The organism is Alishewanella jeotgali KCTC 22429 (genome assembly GCF_000245735.1).
In the GTDB taxonomy this organism is placed as follows: Bacteria; Pseudomonadota; Gammaproteobacteria; order Enterobacterales; family Alteromonadaceae; genus Alishewanella; species Alishewanella jeotgali.
Window position 1 is genome coordinate 1 of sequence record NZ_AHTH01000012.1, and the last position, 16,683, is coordinate 16,683.

A 16,683-nucleotide genomic window follows, 5' to 3' on the forward strand; every position below is an offset into this window, starting at 1 on the left:
CGTCAGGCCAGCATTTTGCTTTCAGCTTCCTTCAGATCCTACCTCACGATAGGCACCCTTGCCGTTCAGCTAACACTTCCCCTTGCCGGGTGTGTAGAGGACTTTCACCTCCAAGTCACCTGCTAACCACCACAGTCAGCAGATAGCGCCGGTCAAGGCGCTGCGCGCCATGCCCGGCGCACCACAAAAACGCCGGCAGCAGGCCGGCGTTTATCCTCAAGGCGTTAGCTTAAACCTTTTTCACCCAGGCAGCACACCAGCCTTCTGAGGCGACTAATTTGCCCGGGAAAATGGCGCAAGGCCGCCATTCCTGGCCATCTTCACCCTGGATCAGGTTACAGTTACTGCATTTCTGACCTTCCACTTCCGACTTGTGGGTATAGCGCATGGCTGCCGCTAAAGGGTCATCCAGCTTTAATTGCTCAGCGGCAAAGGCTCTGAGCGTGACACCGCCCAGCGTCATACCAATGACGGTACCGGCTGAGATTTTGAAAAAGTTACGACGGTTAATATTATTCATTCGAACACTCCTGCATTGTAGTAAGGGCCGCTGGCCGTTGCCGGCTAACGCTGGTCTGCCCTGATTATCATACTGAGGATCCGTCTTTGCGGATTTGATAAGTATCAACTTAAGTTCGGCTTTTTAACCATAACAGCTATAGCGATACCCGGTGTAGGGTAGCAGACAATGGCCCGGGCTGCGACCAGGCGGGACAGCTACGCGGCAGAAAGATTGCCAGCTGTGGCCTTTTTACGGCACACTAGCAACACCCCAGCGCCTGAACTCGCTCTGGCGCCCACTTCTGACTTATAAGAATAATATATGCAAGAAACCACTGTTTTGATCACCAACGATGCCGTCGTTCTTGGCCTGCTGGCGCTGATCCTGGGGCTGGTGTTTTATACCAGTCACAGTGCTAACCGCTACTGTAAAGCTTTTTATCGTTATGTACCTGCCCTGCTGCTTTGCTACTTTATTCCGTCACTGCTAAACAGCTTTGGCATTATTGATGGGGAAGGCTCGGCCCTGTACAAGATGGCATCGCGCTATTTATTACCGGCCAGTCTGGTATTGCTGACGCTGAGTGTCGACTTTAAAGCCATTATTGGCCTTGGCCCGAAAGCGCTGATTATGTTTCTTACCGGCACCCTGGGGATTATTATTGGCGGTCCACTGGCACTTTTGATGCTGGGTAGCCTGTACCCCGAAGCACTGGGCGGTGATATCTGGCGTGGCATGAGTACTATCGCCGGTAGCTGGATTGGTGGTGGCGCCAATCAGGCCGCGATGAAAGAAGTGTTTGAAGTTGATGGCAGCATTTTCTCGGTGATGATTACCGTGGATGTCATAGTGGCTAATGTCTGGATGGCGGTGCTGTTGCTGATGGCCAGTCGCGCCAGCTATTTCGACCAGAAAACCGGTGCCGACACCAGTGCTATTCGTCATCTACAACAGAAGATCGAGAATTATCAGGCTCAGCATGCGCGCATTCCGACCATGCATGATCTGATGCTGATCTTTGCCGTCGCCTTTGGCGTGACCGGTTTTTCACATTTAATTGCCGATATCGTTGCGCCCTGGATTGGCCGCGAAGCACCGGTGCTGGCAGACTATAGCCTGGCCAGTACCTTCTTCTGGCTGGTGGTGGTAGCCACCACCGTTGGCCTGATCCTGTCCGCAACCCGGGTCAGACAACTCGAGGCAGTAGGCGCCTCTAAAGTCGGCAGTGCTTTTTTGTATATCCTGGTAGCGACTATCGGTATGCATATGGATGTGACCGCCATTTTAGACTATCCCCTGATGTTTGTAGTCGGTATCGTCTGGATGGCCTTTCATGCCGGCCTGATGTTACTGGTGGCGAAATTGATTAAGGCACCGCTGTTTTATATGGCGGTAGGTAGCCAGGCGAATGTCGGTGGCGCCGCGTCGGCACCGGTGGTCGCTGCCGCCTTTCATCCATCTTTGGCGCCGGTGGGCGTACTATTGGCGATCCTCGGTTATGGCCTGGGTACCTATGGCGCCTATCTGTGTGGCCTGTTACTGCGGATGGTGGCACCTTAAAGCCTTGTTGTTAGCGCCGATAAAACAAAGCCCCGCGTTAAGCGGGGCTTTGTTATGTCACAGCAAAGCGCTTACTCTGACTGACGGCTGGCGCGTTTACGCTCGTTCTCGGTCAGGTGCTTTTTGCGAATGCGGATCGATTTTGGCGTCACTTCAACCAGTTCGTCGTCATCGATAAATTCCAGTGCGCTTTCTAGCGTCAGCTTGATCGGTGGCGTCAGGGTTAAGGCTTCGTCGGTACCGGCAGCCCGGATGTTGGTCAGCTGCTTACCTTTTAAACAGTTAACGGTCAGGTCATTGCTGCGGCTATGAATACCGATAATCTGGCCTTCGTACACTTCGTCAGCATGGCTGGTAAACAAGCGACCACGCTCCTGCAGCGTAAACAGCGCATAAGCCAGCGCTTTACCGGTAGCGTTAGAGATCAGTACGCCGTTGTTACGCTGACCGATGTTACCGCCTTTAAAGTCACCGTAGTGATCAAAGGTGTGGTACATCAAACCGGTGCCAGAAGTCAGCGTCATAAACTCGGTACGGAAACCGATTAAACCGCGGCTTGGCATCACGAAGTCCATCCGGATCCGGCCTTTGCCATCCGGTTGCATATCGGTCATTTCGGCCTTACGCTCACCCATCTTCTCCATGATTGAGCCCTGATGCTGCTCTTCCACGTCGATGGTCACTACTTCAAACGGTTCCTGCTTCACGCCATCGACCATTTTCATGATCACTTCCGGCCGTGATACCGCTAATTCAAAGCCTTCGCGACGCATATTTTCAATTAATACGCCCAGGTGCAGTTCACCGCGGCCTGAAACCCGGAATTTATCGCCGTCTTCGGTTTCTTCTACTCGCAGTGCCACGTTATGCTTCAGCTCGTTGTTCAGGCGCTCCAAAATTTGGCGCGAAGTGACAAACTTACCTTCTTTACCAGCAAACGGCGAGGTATTGACCTGGAAGGTCATGGTTACGGTCGGTTCATCAACCTGTAACGCCGGTAAAGCTTCAACCTTACTTGGGGCACAGATGGTATCAGAGATTTTCAGCTCACCTAAACCGGTAAAAGCCACGATATCCCCAGCGGTGGCTTCCAGCGTTTCATGCCGTTCTAAGCCTAAATAACCGAATACCTGACCAACCTTACCGTTACGCTTGCTACCGTCCGCGCCAACAATGGTGACCTGTTGGTTTGGCTTTAAAGTACCGCGTTTAATCCGGCCGATACCAATAATACCTAGGTAGCTGGAGTAATCCAGTTGCGATACCTGCACCTGAGTTTCGCCCTCCAGCTCAACTTTCGGTGGCTCAACGTATTTCACGATGGCTTCGAACAGATCCGTAATATCGTCTTTCTTCACATCGGCTTCTAACGATGCCCAGCCGTTTAAGCCTGAGGCATACACGATTGGGAAATCCAGTTGCTCATCTGAAGCACCCAGATTGTCGAACAGATCGAATACTTGATCGATAACCCAGTTGACCCGTGCACCCGGCTTATCAACTTTGTTGATGACTACGATTGGCTTTAAACCGTGGGCAAAGGCTTTTTGCGTCACAAAGCGGGTTTGTGGCATTGGGCCTTCAACGGCATCAACCAGCAGTAATACCGAGTCTGCCATAGAGAGTACCCGCTCTACCTCACCACCGAAGTCGGCGTGGCCAGGGGTATCCAGGATATTGATCTGATAGCCATTCCAGCGTACAGACGTATTTTTTGCCAGGATGGTAATACCCCGCTCAGATTCCTGAGCATTGGAGTCCATGATCCGCTCCTGCAGCTTGGCGCGCGAATCCAGGGTACCGGATTGCTGCAACAGCTTATCAACCATAGTAGTTTTACCGTGGTCAACGTGGGCGATAATGGCAATATTACGAAGCTTGTCGATGGATGACGCTGTGACGCTCATGAATAACTATCCTCTGTGTGGCACTAGATGACCAGAATGACCACCAGGCGAACGCAAATAAAAACTAAAGGGCGCATATTCTACTCTGTTTTCGCGCCGAAACAAAAAACTCCTGCAAGCATTTCGGTATTTTTTTTCGGCAGCCCCTTTTCGCCGCCGATAATTGACTACACTGAAACGGGTTAGCTTTAGCACCATTATGAAGCAGTTGCGCACCAAGTTGGTGCAACACTAAGGCTTGGCGCAGCAGCCTTGCAAATTAAACCAATTAAATACAACACCTTAAGATATTGGCATATATCTGGCATTTAACAGGGCAACCAACCGGATATTTGCTCAAAATGGGTCACTTGGAGGAATACATGTCTGTAGAAAACGTACTGAAATTAATCAAAGAGAACGAGGTTAAATTTGTTGACCTGCGTTTTACCGATACTAAAGGTAAAGAGCAGCATGTAACGGTACCGGTCAGCCAGATCTCAGAGAGCACCTTTGAAGACGGCAAGATGTTTGATGGTTCTTCTATCATGGGCTGGAAAGGTATCAATGACTCAGACATGATCCTGTTACCGGACCCAACCACTGCCGTGCTGGACCCGTTTTTTGAAGAAACCACGCTGAATATCACCTGCGACGTCATTGAACCAAGCACTATGCAAGGTTATGACCGCGATCCACGTTCTATCGCCAAACGTGCCGAAGACTATCTGAAGTCAACCGGTATTGCCGATACCGTGCTGTTTGGCCCGGAACCAGAATTCTTTATGTTCGACGATATTCGTTTCGAAACCAATATGTCGGGCTCATTCTTTAAAATTAACTCTACGGAAGCCGCCTGGAACTCAGGTACCGCTTACGAAGAGGGTAACAAAGGCCACCGTCCGGGCGTTAAAGGCGGTTACTTCCCGTTACCACCGGTAGACTCAGGCCATGACATCCGTAGCGCCATGTGTATGGTGCTGGAAGAAATGGGTCAGGTAGTCGAAGCTCACCACCATGAAGTCGCCACTGCCGGTCAGAACGAAATCGCGACCCGTTTCAATACCTTAACCAAAAAAGCCGATGAAATTCAGCAGTTAAAGTATGTGATCCATAACGTGGCACACCTGTATGGCAAAACTGTTACCTTTATGCCAAAACCACTGGTTGGCGATAACGGTTCAGGTATGCACTGTCACCAGTCACTGGCTAAAGACGGCGTCAACCTGTTTGCTGGTGATAAATATGCCGGTTTATCTGAGCTGGCGCTGTACTACATTGGCGGTATTATCAAACACGCTAAAGCGCTGAACGCCTTTACTAACCCGTCAACCAACTCGTACAAGCGTCTGGTTCCGCACTTTGAAGCCCCGGTGATGCTGGCTTACTCTGCCCGTAACCGTTCTGCGTCAATCCGGATCCCGCTGGTACCAAGCGCCAAAGCCCGTCGTATTGAGTGTCGTTTCCCGGATCCGGCCGCTAACCCATATCTGGCCTTTGCTGCCCAGTTAATGGCCGGTATTGACGGTATTCAGAATAAGATCCACCCAGGCGATGCGATGGATAAAGATCTGTACGATCTGCCAGCAGAAGAAGCAGCTAACATTCCACAGGTTGCTACCTCGCTGGATGAGGCCCTGAACGAGCTGGATAAAAACCGCGCCATCTTCACCAAGGGCGGCGTAATGTCAGACGATATGATTGATGCTTACATCGCTATCAAGCGCGCCGAAGCCCGCAAAGTATCGATGGCAGTACATCCACTGGAATTCGAACTGTACTACAGCGTTTAAATCTTGATCTGACTAGTAATAAATGGTTAGAACACAAAGCTCACTTCGGTGAGCTTTTTTTTGTAGAAAATTTAACATTTTCCGGCTAAAGTTATAAAACGACGTCAGGAAGACATAGCATGGGAATAAGGGTAGATGCGCCATTTTTTAATAGTAGTTATCTTATATTCATTATCATTCCCGGCATTAGCCCAGGAAAAGCGTATCTATGTCAGCCGTGACGCTAATGGCGTAGTAATCTTTTCAGATAGCCCATCCCCCGGTGCAGAGGAAATAACGCTTACGGTGCGTCCTAATCTGATGGAAGCAACCGAAGTACGACCAATAGAGAAAAAAGCTCCCGCGCCTGAAGCATTTAAAGTTGAAATAACTCAGCCTCTGGACCAAGCGACCGTACGAGATAATACGGGCTCAGTTTATATCGAGGGTCGCATTCAACCTCGTTTCCAGCGAGGCTTTCGCGTCCGTTTAGTCTTTGACGGCTTAGCTTATGGCGAACCTCAAAATACTACGGTTTTCGTGCTTCGGGATATCGACCGCGGCGCTCATACTATCCAACTCGAACTTATCGACCAAAACGGCAAGCTAATTGCAATAAGTCCTGTCACAACCTTTTATTTGCATCGGGCCAGCGTAATTTCACCAAATTAGTGCAAAGCCAGTGTAATCCGACTTCAGTCGGGCTAAACTGCCGCTCACAAGCACCGATTTGGTGCAAAGGAGGGGTATGACAGCACACGCAAGCAGCCAGGGCTTGACCGAGCAGCTCACCACTGCAGTACTGGTGTTGGATAGCCAGTTACAGATTTGTTATTTCAATACCGCCAGCTGTGCGGTATTAGGGCTGGGCGAAAAACGTCTGGCGCAACATTATTTTCCGGCCTTATTCCAGCATCTGGATTTAAAAGCAAGCCACTTACACAATGCTTTATTGCACCGCCAATCCTTTAGTGTTGGCGATGTGCAGGCGGTGACTATCGACGGCCGCCTGTTACTGCTGGATATTGCGGTAACCCTGCTGGAGCAGGAACAGCCGCAGTTGTTGCTGGAACTGAGACAAGTCGAGCAGCAGCGCAAGATTAGTATGGAAAATCTGCAACAACATCAGCATCTGGCTGCCCGCGAGCTGGTGCGCAATCTGGCACATGAAATTAAAAACCCGCTCGGCGGCCTGCGTGGCGCGGCACAATTGCTGGAAGAGTCGCTGAATGACGAACAAAAAGAGTACACCCAGCTCATCATTGCTCAGGCCGATCGCTTGCGCAATCTGGTGGACCGCTTACTGGGCCCGTACCGGCCACCGCAGCGTATCCTGAGCAATTTACATCAGATGGCCGAGCAGGTACTGCAACTGGCGCAAATTGATAATCCGGCGCCGATCCGTTTTCACCGCGACTATGATCCCAGTATTCCGGATTTTTACTTTGACCCTGAGCTGTTACAGCAGGCGCTGCTGAATATCGTGCGTAATGCCCAGCAAGCATTGCAGGACGGCGGCGATATTACGTTGCAAAGCCGTATTCTGTCGCAGCACACCCTGCACGGCAAAAGATACAAACTGGTCGCCTGTATTAAAGTGATTGATAACGGGCCGGGGATCCCGGCGGAGATCCGCGATACCCTATTCTATCCGATGGTCAGTGGCAAAGCCGGCGGCACCGGCCTTGGTCTGTCCATCGCGCAAACCCTGATCCATCAACAACGTGGCTGGATCGACTGCGAAAGCTGGCCCGGTCACACCGCCTTTATGCTTTATCTGCCAATTTCAGACTATGAGGAAGCACCATGAAACAGGATGTCTGGATCATTGACGATGATAATTCTATTCGCTGGGTACTGGAAAAGGCGCTGAGCCGCAGTGCCATTGACTGCGAAAGTTTTGCCTCAGCCGATCTGATGTTACAGCGGCTGGAATATGAACAGCCGGCGGTCGTGGTATCCGATATCCGGATGCCGGGTACCGATGGTATGGAGCTGTTGAGCCGTTTACAGCAACTAAGTCCGGAATTGCCGGTGATCATTATGACGGCGCATTCGGATCTGGACAGTGCGGTCAACGCCTTTAAACGGGGCGCCTTCGAGTATCTGCCGAAACCCTTTGACGTGAACGATGCCGTCAGCCTGATCAGCCGCGCGCTGGAGCATAGCAAAAACCGGCGCGCCAAACAGCAGCCGGCAGCACCGCTGCTCAGTACCGAAATTATTGGTGAAGCGCCGGCGATGCAGGAAGTGTTTCGAGCCATCGGCCGCCTGGCCCGCTCCAGTATCAGTGTGCTGATTAATGGCCAGTCCGGTACCGGTAAAGAGCTGGTGGCGCGGGCACTGCATAAACACAGTCCACGCCATGAACAGCCTTTTATTGCGCTGAATATGGCCGCAATCCCGAAGGATCTGATCGAGTCTGAACTCTTTGGCCATGAAAAGGGTGCCTTTACCGGTGCTCAGAATGCCCGTAAAGGCCGCTTTGAGCAGGCCGATGGTGGCACCCTGTTTCTGGATGAAATCGGCGATATGCCGCTGGACGTACAAACCCGGCTGCTGCGGGTGCTGGCCGATGGCCAGTTTTACCGGGTCGGTGGCCATCAACCGGTAAACGTCGATGTGCGGATCATTGCCGCGACACACCAGGATTTAGAGCAACTGGCGGCGCAGGGCAAGTTCCGGGAAGACTTATTCCACCGCTTAAATGTGATCCGTATTCATCTGCCGTCCCTGAAAGATCGCCGCGAAGATATCGGTAAACTCGCGCGGCACTTTTTACAGCAAGCAGCAACCGAACTGAATGTGGAAGCCAAAACGCTAAGTAAGGAAGCCGAGCAGGTGCTGACCCGGCTTGACTGGCCGGGCAATGTGCGGCAACTGGAAAATACCTGTCGCTGGTTAACCGTGATGGCCAGTGGCAAGCATATCGTGGTGGCGGACTTGCCGCCAGAATTACTGCAGCAACCGAAAGCTCAGCCGAAACTGAGTAGCGCTGAGGGCCATACCGATTGGCAAAGTTTATTGGCGGCCTGGGTCAGCGAGCGCCTGGCAGCCGGTCAGGATAATATCCTTGACGAAGCCGCACCAGCCTTTGAGAAAATTGTGCTGGAACAGGCGCTGCGTTATACACACGGCCATAAACAGGAAGCGGCCCGCAAACTGGGTTGGGGCCGCAATACGTTAACCCGCAAGCTGAAAGAGCTGGGGGTAGAATAGCTACCTGAGCTGGTTGACGTTTAGCCCGCGTTCGCCGGCTGCCGGGCTTTGCGTTCTTTTCGCTCGCCCGAATGCTGACGCCATGGTTTGCCCTCGCCGCTTTGGCGTTGACTACGCAGCTCTGCCAATTGCTGCCGTTGTTCCGGCGTTAACAGCTGATGGATTTGATGCTGTAACTTTAAGCGCGCTAACTGGTGCTGCTCACGTTGCTCTGCACGCTGTGCCAGCAGTTGTTGCGCCGCCAGCTCGTCAAACTGTGGCGCGTCCAGCAGCTGTTGCATGGCTTCTGGATTACGCTGTTGTTGCCGGGCTTCGCGATGTTGCTGCATCAAACTCTGGATTTGTGCCCGCTGTTCAGCACTCAGATCCAATTGCTTTAATGGCAGCATAGTTCGCTCATGCCGCTGTCCCTCACCCTGCCAGCCTTTGCCAGGATGCGCCAGCGCCAGTGGGCTGCTTAACAGTAATACAGTACTTAAGGTCAAAATTAAGGTATTCGTTTTCATCATCTGCACTCCGCTTGGTTGACGCTTTCAGTTTAGCGCCGCTATTGCAAAGCAACGCAAAGCCAGCGTAAAGGTTCTGTAAAGGCCCTGACATTGCCCAGTCAAGCACGTAAACTGCAATTGTGATCACCTTTGAGGTATAAGATGCCGAAAATTCTGATGATTGACGACGATGTTGAGCTGACCCGCTTAGTGGCGGAGTATCTGGCATTAGATGGCTTCGAGTTTCTGGCAGTGCATGACGGCGAGCAGGGCCTGCAACAGGCCGCCAGTGCCGGTTGCGACCTGATCCTGCTGGATGTGATGTTACCCAAACTGGATGGCTTGTCCGTTCTGAAAGCGCTACGCCAGGGCCCCTACTGCCCGGTACTAATGTTAACGGCACGCGGTGACGATATTGATCGCATCCTCGGTTTAGAGTTGGGAGCCGATGACTACCTGGCTAAGCCCTTTAATCCACGCGAACTGGTAGCCCGGATCAAAGCCATTCTGCGCCGGATCGAATTATTACAGCAAGACGCGCCGCAGCAAGCCAGCGTGTTGGAGCTGAATGCCGTTAAACTCAATAGTCAGAACCGTCAGGTCAGCTGTAATCAGCAGCCGGTCACACTCACCGCGACGGAATTTCAGATTTTGGAGCAGCTGATGCGCCGCGCCGGCGAAATTGTCAGTAAGGATGAATTAAGCCGCCTGGTGCTGGGGCGGCGGCTGCAGCAGTATGATCGCAGTCTGGATATGCATATCAGTAATATCCGCAAAAAGCTGGCGCAACATAGCGACAGCGAAAAAATCCAGACCCTGCGTGGCAGTGGCTATTTATTTCTGACGCAGGGTAACGCATGAACTGGCAACACTTAAACCCGTTAAACTCGCTGGCCGGCCGGATCTTCCTCTGGTTCTGGCTGGTATTGCTGTTGACCGTGGCTTTAACTTTAGTGCTGTCGCGCCAGCTGATGGAAGATACCGAGATCCGGCGGCTACCACCCGGGGTGATCCAGCAACTGCAGCAACAGCTACAGCCCTTGCGGCAAAGTCAATCCGCTGCTGAGCTGCTACAGCGCCTGGCCGCGCACGGCGAAGCACGCTGGGTGGTGGTGCAAACGGCGGATAATCAAGTGCTGACGCCGACACTGCTACCGCGCAACTTTAACCAGAACTGGCTGGCTGAGCTAAATCAGCTGAACCGGCCACGCTTGCTACGCCACAATAATACTCATCTGGCCGGCCCCTTTATGCTGCAGCTTGGCGAACAGCAACTGGCGCTATATCAGCTGCGACAACGGCCGGCGCAGCCCTGGTGGCGCCTGAGCAGCCTGTCACAGCCGCTGCTGATCCTGCTGCTGGTACTGATCTCCGCGGCCGCCAGCTTTGCGTTAGCCATTTCAATCTCGCGGCCACTGCGCGAGCTGGTGCAACAAAACCTGCAATTTGCCAGCGGCAAACTCGATAGCCGGGTGCAGCGGCTGGCCAGACGCCCGGATGAATTGGGACAACTGGGCCGTAGCTTTAATACCATGGCTGAACAAATCAGTGCTCTGCTACATAATCAGCAGCGGCTGATGCGGGATATCTCGCATGAGTTGCGTTCGCCGCTGGCCAGAGCCCAACTGGCAATAGCGCTGAGTGAACGCCAGCAGGATCTGCAGCAGTTGCCGCGCTTAAAAAGCGAATTGGAACGGCTGGAAGCCATGCTGGATGAATTACTGACCTTCAGTAAGCTGGACGCCGGCCAGTATCAACTGGAGCGCCACCCGCTGGATTTGGTCGCTCTGGCCGAGGAAGTACTGAGTATTAATCAGCTGGAAGCCGATGCCAAACAACAACAGCTGGTGCTACAGGCTCCCGAACAGCTATGGCTGGAAGGCGACAGCCGTTTGCTGGGCCGGGCACTGGAGAATATTGTCCGTAATGCGATGAAATACAGTCCGTCCGGCAGCCAGATTAATTGCACCATAAAGGTGCATGACACTCAGGCACAGCTGAGTATCAGCGATCAGGGCCCGGGCTTGGCCAGTGACCAACTGGAGCAAATTTTTCAGCCGTTTTACCGCGTTAGCCACAGCCGCGATAGCCAAACCGGCGGTACTGGTCTGGGGCTGGCTATTGTGGCCCAGATCATCCGCCAGCATCAGGGGCAGGTCAGCGCCAGCAATGTCAGTAGTGGCGGTTTGCAGATTAATGTTACACTGCCCCTTACCTGAACCAAGCCGTTACCCTGTCTGCCGATGACTCAAGCTTTTCCCGATATTCAGCAACTGGCCACTGAAACCGACCTCAGTGAGCACTGGCAAAGCCGCTTGCTGCCATTCTGGCAGCAGCTGCAGCATGGCGTTTTAAGCGGTAGCGGCGATGTGCCACTGGCCTATAGCTATCATCGTAACCCCGCCGCCAGCACGGCCTGGGTGATCAGCAGTGGCCGCATTGAAACGGCGATTAAATACAGTGAATTGATGCTGGAACTGGTTAACGCCGGTTACAGTGTTTATATCATCGATCACCGCGGTCAGGGCCGCTCTGGCCGCTTACTGGCCGATCCGCAACCCGGTTATGTCGAGAGCTTTGCGCATTATCAGCAGGATCTGGCACAGTTTTTACAGCAAATCGTTGAACCTGGCGGCCATCAGCGGCATCTGCTGCTCGGCCACTCTATGGGCTGTGCCATCGCAGCGGGTTTACTCACTGCTGAGCCCTGGCAGCGCTGGTGGCGTTTTTTTGATGCGGCGGTCTTCTGCTCTCCGATGTTGGGGATCCATAGCGGACCTGTGCCAACCCGGGTCGCTGAAGGCCTGGCGCTGGCTTATTGCCGCAAGCTCAGAGCTGAGCCAGCAGCTCAGGCTGGCTATTTCCCAGGCCAGCAAGCCTATCAGGCCAAGCCTTTTGCCGGTAATGATTTAACCTCCAGCCCGGCGCGCTATCAGGCGCTGCGCGATTGCTATCAGCGTGAGCCAGAGTTGCAACTGGGCGGTGTCAGTTGCCAGTGGCTGGTGCAGGCGATCCTGGCCATGCGCCAGCTCAGGCGGGATGTAGTACATTGCCAGACCCCGCTGTTATTGCTACAGGGCAGTGCCGATAAGGTGGTGGCCAATGGTGCACAACGGCAGTGGTTCGATGCACTGCCCGCCGCTTTACCCAAGGCGCTGTATAGCCTGAATGGCGGCAGGCATGAGCTGTTAATGGAGCAGGATGCGATCCGCCAACAGGTGCTGGCGGCCATTAATCAGTTTTTACAGCAACTAAGTCATGGCAGCGAAAGGGCCCTTTAAAGTCCGCCCGGATATCCCAGCTGCCGCCACGCCTCATAGCTGACAATAGCCACACTGTTCGACAGATTCAGACTGCGGGCGCCCGCTTGCATCGGGATCCGCAATTTCTGCTCTGTCGGCAGGCTATCGCGTACACTGTCCGGTAAGCCGCTGGTTTCCGAGCCAAACAGCAAGACATCGTCCGGCTGAAAGCTAACCTGATGATAAAAGCGCGTCCCCTTGGTAGTGATCGCAAAAATCCGCCGACCCTGCATGGCGCTTAAAAACTGCGGATAATCCGGATAACGGCTGACATTGGCCAAATCATGGTAATCCAGCCCGGCCCGCCGCAACTTTTTTTCTTCAAAATCAAAACCCATCGGCTCGATAATATGCAAGCGGCAGCCATTATTAGCGGCCAGACGGATGATATTGCCGGTATTGGGGGCGATTTGTGGTTCAAATAGTGCAATATGCAACATCAAAAATACCTTACGCAGCTATGACTACAGTACTAAATCCGGCAGCACAGACTTTTTTTTCGACCCAGCCTTGTGTCCAATCAGCAACTGCAACTATATTCAAGATTGTACATTTATTATACAGGGAAAGTTTCAGGCATGTTTTACCTAACGTCCGGTGTACTTTTTTTGCTGGTAGCGCTTAGTGCTCCTGCTTATGCGGAGCAGAACCTGCTGGAAGGCGGGTTATTGCTCACTGCGGCTGCCTTGAGCGTAATGGCACTGGCGTTAATTCTTACGCTCCGAAGTCTAGCTCGCCGCAACGCCAAACTTTCTCGCCAAAAGCAGAGTTTTCAGCGGCTTTTAGCTGAAACCCCCGGCATTATAGCGATTTTGGATAAAAATTTATTACTTATTAATGCGAGCAGCTCGCTAAAAAGCCTGGTTACGGAGCAAGATCACAGTACACTGGCTATCCCCGTACCACTATTTGCTGATGCAAATGGCAGTATCGATTTACTACCGGAAATCAGACAACAGCTAAAACAACAAGGTATTTGGCACGGTGAGGTCTGGCTTAAAAACGAGCATCACTGTGAAGCCTTTAAAATCAGTGTGCATAATTTATCGAGTCATCAGGGCAAAACAAGCACCTATATTCTGTTTGGTCAAAATATCACGAAATTTAGGCAACTGGCAGCACATCAACAGCAACAGCAATTGCGTGATGACACTACCCTGCTACCCAATCAGTTGCTTTTTATTGAACAAGTCCGGCAAGCGATAGCCAGTTGTGATGAGCACTATCCATCAGCAGCCCTGTTAATCCTGGATTTTGTTGTTGCTAGCCAGAGTGAGCGAGAAGTCCGATTGAACGAGCAGCAAATACTGGATATCGCAACGAATTTAAAATTATTGGTGCCAGAAACCTTGCTGCTGGCCCGCTTCCAACACAATATCTTTAGCATTTTAGTGCCGCCGCATTTATGCAAACAGTACAACACTATTTTTTTAAATCAGCTTGCTCATAAACTGATTGCTGGTTTTAATCAGGTCGATAGCCAAGGCATGCGTTCTCCGCTAAGGATTTATATCGGGATTAGTATTAGCCCGAATGACGGTGATAATGTAGACCTGTTATTGAACAGCGCCCTGAAGGCGGCAAATCGGGCGAGTGAACAAAGCGATAGTGCCCTTTGTTTTGCAGATAGTGCTAATCAACAACAAGCACCCGATTTTTTGGCTATGGAAGCCGAGCTCTATCGCAGTGCGGCTCATGGTGAATTTGATTTATATTTTCAGCCCAAATTTAGTATTAGTAGCAATAGAATTGTCGGCTTCGAGGCGCTTCTGCGTTGGCCAAGCCCCAAGCGAGGCATGTTGCCCCCCCCAACTTTTATGCCGTTGGTAGAAGAAACCGGTTTAATTATTAACTTAGATCGGCTGGTATTCCGTAAAGCCTGCCAGCAAGTCAGCTATTGGCAACAAACAGGCCTGATGCGTGGTAGATTGGCGCTGAATATCTCCATCCAACACTTTACGCAGCGAGATTTTCTGCGCTATCTGCAAGATACTCTGACTGAGTTTGAACTCGCTGCCAGCTTATTCGAATTGGAATTGCCCGAGAGCATCTTTAATCACCCGACGATTTGGCTAAGAGAACGTTTGCACAGTTTAGAACGCCTGGGGTTTAAGCTGATTCTGGACAATTTTGGTGATGGCATATCCTCAATTACGCAGTTACGCCTTTTTCCTCTTCATGGGGTGAAACTGGCCCCAGCCTTAGTCAAATATATTGAGCAGCAGGAACAACAGCGAAATATCTGTGCCACCCTAATCCGTTTAATTGGTTACATGGAACTTGATGTGACGGCTACCAATATCGAAACTGAAATGCAGGCGTATCTGCTGCATGTGATGGGCTGCGACTGTCAGCAAGGACATCGCTTCAGCCGGGCGGTGCCGGCTGAGGATATCGGACAACTATTACTAAAAGAAAATCAGCTGCTGAATAATCAGCGGCAGCTGGCTAACTGATCTCGTCTTTACGCTCGCGGCCCAATAGATCCTGGGCTGCCAGCTTGACGTTTTTCCCTTGATATAACACCTGATAGATCTGCTCAGTGATCGGCATTTCAACGCCAACCCGCTGCGCCAGATTAAACACCTCTTTGGCGTTACGGAAACCTTCCACCACCTGACCGATCGCCTGCATCGCCTCTTCGACCCCTTTGCCCTGCCCCAACAGCAAGCCAAAGCGGCGGTTACGTGACTGGTTATCAGTACAGGTTAATACCAGATCACCCAGCCCGGCCATGCCCATAAAGGTATCCTTTTGCGCGCCCATGGCACAACCAAGACGACACATTTCAGCCAGCCCCCGGGTGATCAGGGCTGTGCGGGCATTAGCACCAAAACCAATACCATCGGCCATACCAGCACCAATGGCGATCACGTTCTTCACCGCGCCCCCCAGTTGCACACCAATAAAGTCGCTATTGGTATAGACGCGGAAAGTACGGGCACAATGTAGCAGATCAGACAGCTGTTTGATAAAAGCCGGATCGGCAGAAGATAACGAGATAGCAGTGGGTAAACCAGCAGCCATTTCTTTGGCAAAGGTGGGCCCGGACAGTACCGCCAGTGCTACCTGTTCACCAAGGATCTCACGAGCAACATCCTGTAATAAACGACCGGTTTCCGGCTCCAGACCTTTGGTTGCCCAGGCCACCCTGGCATCCGCAGCCAGTAACGGCTTAATCTGTCGCAGGGTTTCAGCAAAGGCGTGGCTGGGCACCACTACCAGAATATCGCGGCTTTGTTGCACGGCATGCGCCAAATCCGCTGTCACTTCCAGGGTTGGCGGCAGTGGAATATCCGGCAGGTATTTCTGATTCAGCCGTTGCTGCTGCATCTGCGCCATTTCGGCAGCATTGCGGCCCCACAGCGTAATAGGGTTACCATTGCGGGCCAGACAAATGGCAAGGGCAGTGCCGTAAGACCCTGCCCCTAATACCGTGATCGCAGAAGCGCTGCTCATTAAGCGTTCAGTTGCTGAGTTTCGGCCTGACGCTGTTGCAGATACTGTGCAAATAAGGCGTCAAAGTTAACCGGTGCCAGATTCAGCTGTGGGAAGGTACCACGGTTAACCAGGTTAGACACCGCTTCCCGTGCGTACGGGAACAGAATGTTCGGACAGAATGCCGCCAGCATATGCGCCATTTGCGGCTCTTCTAAAGCACCGATAGAGAAAATACCTGCTTGTTGTACTTCACACAGGAAGGCAGTTTCTTCACCAACAGTAGTAGTCACGGTCAGTGACAGGATAACCTGATAGACATTGTCTTCCAGCTTTTCGCTGCGGGTATCTAAATCCAGTTTAACTTCCGGCTTCCACTCTTTGCGGAAAATCGCAGGGGCATTTGGCGCTTCAAAAGAAATGTCTTTTACGAAGATGCGTTGAATTGCAAACTGTAAACCCTGTGCAGCCTGTTCTGCTGCGATGCCATTGGCTTGTTGTTCTGCCATGATAAAT

Annotated in this window: 15 protein-coding genes; 9 read left to right on the forward strand and 6 right to left on the reverse strand. The window is 52.1% G+C overall.

Going from position 1 to position 16,683, the window contains the following annotated elements; translation table 11 throughout:
• Window positions 1-229 precede the first annotated feature (229 nt).
• On the reverse strand, window positions 230-520 hold the full coding sequence (locus AJE_RS05860) for a high-potential iron-sulfur protein (RefSeq protein ID WP_008606996.1): 291 nt from the start codon (window positions 518-520) through the stop codon (window positions 230-232).
• A 303-nt stretch (window positions 521-823) separates the two neighbouring features.
• Here AJE_RS05860 and AJE_RS05865 point away from each other — a divergent pair, with 303 nt between their 5' ends.
• Window positions 824-2,062: a DUF819 family protein gene (locus tag AJE_RS05865; RefSeq protein ID WP_008606994.1), complete on the forward strand. Its 1,239-nt coding sequence runs from the start codon at window positions 824-826 to the stop codon at window positions 2,060-2,062.
• Window positions 2,063-2,133: 71 nt separating this feature from the next.
• On the opposite strand, the gene typA is transcribed toward AJE_RS05865, so the two are convergent.
• Entirely contained in the window at window positions 2,134-3,969 is a 1,836-nt protein-coding gene (gene typA / locus AJE_RS05870) for a translational GTPase TypA (protein WP_008606992.1), read from the reverse strand.
• Window positions 3,970-4,331: 362 nt separating this feature from the next.
• On the opposite strand from typA, the gene glnA reads away from it, so the two are divergent.
• The 4 genes from glnA (at window position 4,332) to glnG (ending at window position 8,939) form a co-directional block, all read left to right on the forward strand.
• Window positions 4,332-5,741, forward strand: coding sequence for a glutamate--ammonia ligase (glnA, locus tag AJE_RS05875; RefSeq protein WP_008606990.1), 1,410 nt, complete (start codon window positions 4,332-4,334; stop codon window positions 5,739-5,741).
• 135 nt (window positions 5,742-5,876) lie between these two features.
• Entirely contained in the window at window positions 5,877-6,392 is a 516-nt protein-coding gene (locus AJE_RS05880) for a DUF4124 domain-containing protein (RefSeq protein ID WP_008950078.1), read from the forward strand.
• A gap of 76 nt (window positions 6,393-6,468) precedes the next feature.
• Complete coding sequence (glnL, locus tag AJE_RS05885; RefSeq protein WP_008950079.1) at window positions 6,469-7,530, forward strand: nitrogen regulation protein NR(II); 1,062 nt, start codon at window positions 6,469-6,471, stop codon at window positions 7,528-7,530.
• On the forward strand, window positions 7,527-8,939 hold the full coding sequence (gene glnG, locus AJE_RS05890; RefSeq protein WP_008950080.1) for a nitrogen regulation protein NR(I): 1,413 nt from the start codon (window positions 7,527-7,529) through the stop codon (window positions 8,937-8,939). Before glnL ends, glnG begins: the two co-directional genes overlap by 4 nt.
• Before the next feature lie 20 nt (window positions 8,940-8,959).
• On the opposite strand, the gene AJE_RS05895 is transcribed toward glnG, so the two are convergent.
• On the reverse strand, window positions 8,960-9,448 hold the full coding sequence (locus AJE_RS05895) for a Spy/CpxP family protein refolding chaperone (RefSeq protein ID WP_237709314.1): 489 nt from the start codon (window positions 9,446-9,448) through the stop codon (window positions 8,960-8,962).
• A 141-nt stretch (window positions 9,449-9,589) separates the two neighbouring features.
• Here AJE_RS05895 and AJE_RS05900 point away from each other — a divergent pair, with 141 nt between their 5' ends.
• The 3 genes from AJE_RS05900 to AJE_RS05910 are packed head-to-tail and all read left to right on the forward strand — an operon-like array spanning window position 9,590 to window position 12,708.
• A complete protein-coding gene (locus AJE_RS05900) occupies window positions 9,590-10,288 on the forward strand; it encodes a response regulator (protein WP_008950082.1) in 699 nt (232 codons plus the stop codon).
• The gene (locus tag AJE_RS05905) at window positions 10,285-11,646 is read left to right on the forward strand and encodes an ATP-binding protein (RefSeq protein WP_008606982.1); all 1,362 of its coding nucleotides are present in this window, start codon (window positions 10,285-10,287) and stop codon (window positions 11,644-11,646) included. Before AJE_RS05900 ends, AJE_RS05905 begins: the two co-directional genes overlap by 4 nt.
• Window positions 11,647-11,670: 24 nt before the next feature.
• Window positions 11,671-12,708 carry an alpha/beta fold hydrolase gene (locus AJE_RS05910; RefSeq protein WP_008950083.1) on the forward strand — a complete coding sequence of 346 codons (1,038 nt, stop codon included), beginning with the start codon at window positions 11,671-11,673 and terminating at the stop codon, window positions 12,706-12,708.
• Here the strand turns inward: AJE_RS05910 and AJE_RS05915 are convergent.
• Window positions 12,705-13,169 (reverse strand): tRNA (cytidine(34)-2'-O)-methyltransferase, encoded by a 465-nt coding sequence (locus tag AJE_RS05915; protein WP_008950084.1) that lies wholly within the window; start codon window positions 13,167-13,169, stop codon window positions 12,705-12,707. The two genes, AJE_RS05910 and AJE_RS05915, sit on opposite strands and share 4 nt — an antisense overlap.
• A 138-nt stretch (window positions 13,170-13,307) precedes the next feature.
• On the opposite strand from AJE_RS05915, the gene AJE_RS05920 reads away from it, so the two are divergent.
• A complete protein-coding gene (locus AJE_RS05920; protein WP_008950085.1) occupies window positions 13,308-15,185 on the forward strand; it encodes a GGDEF domain-containing phosphodiesterase in 1,878 nt (625 codons plus the stop codon).
• On the opposite strand, the gene gpsA is transcribed toward AJE_RS05920, so the two are convergent.
• Window positions 15,178-16,188, reverse strand: a complete 1,011-nt coding sequence (gene gpsA / locus AJE_RS05925) for an NAD(P)H-dependent glycerol-3-phosphate dehydrogenase (protein ID WP_008950086.1) — start codon at window positions 16,186-16,188, stop codon at window positions 15,178-15,180. The genes AJE_RS05920 and gpsA overlap by 8 nt on opposite strands.
• Entirely contained in the window at window positions 16,188-16,676 is a 489-nt protein-coding gene (gene secB / locus AJE_RS05930) for a protein-export chaperone SecB (RefSeq protein ID WP_008606977.1), read from the reverse strand. Before secB ends, gpsA begins: the two co-directional genes overlap by 1 nt.
• Window positions 16,677-16,683 lie beyond the last annotated feature (7 nt).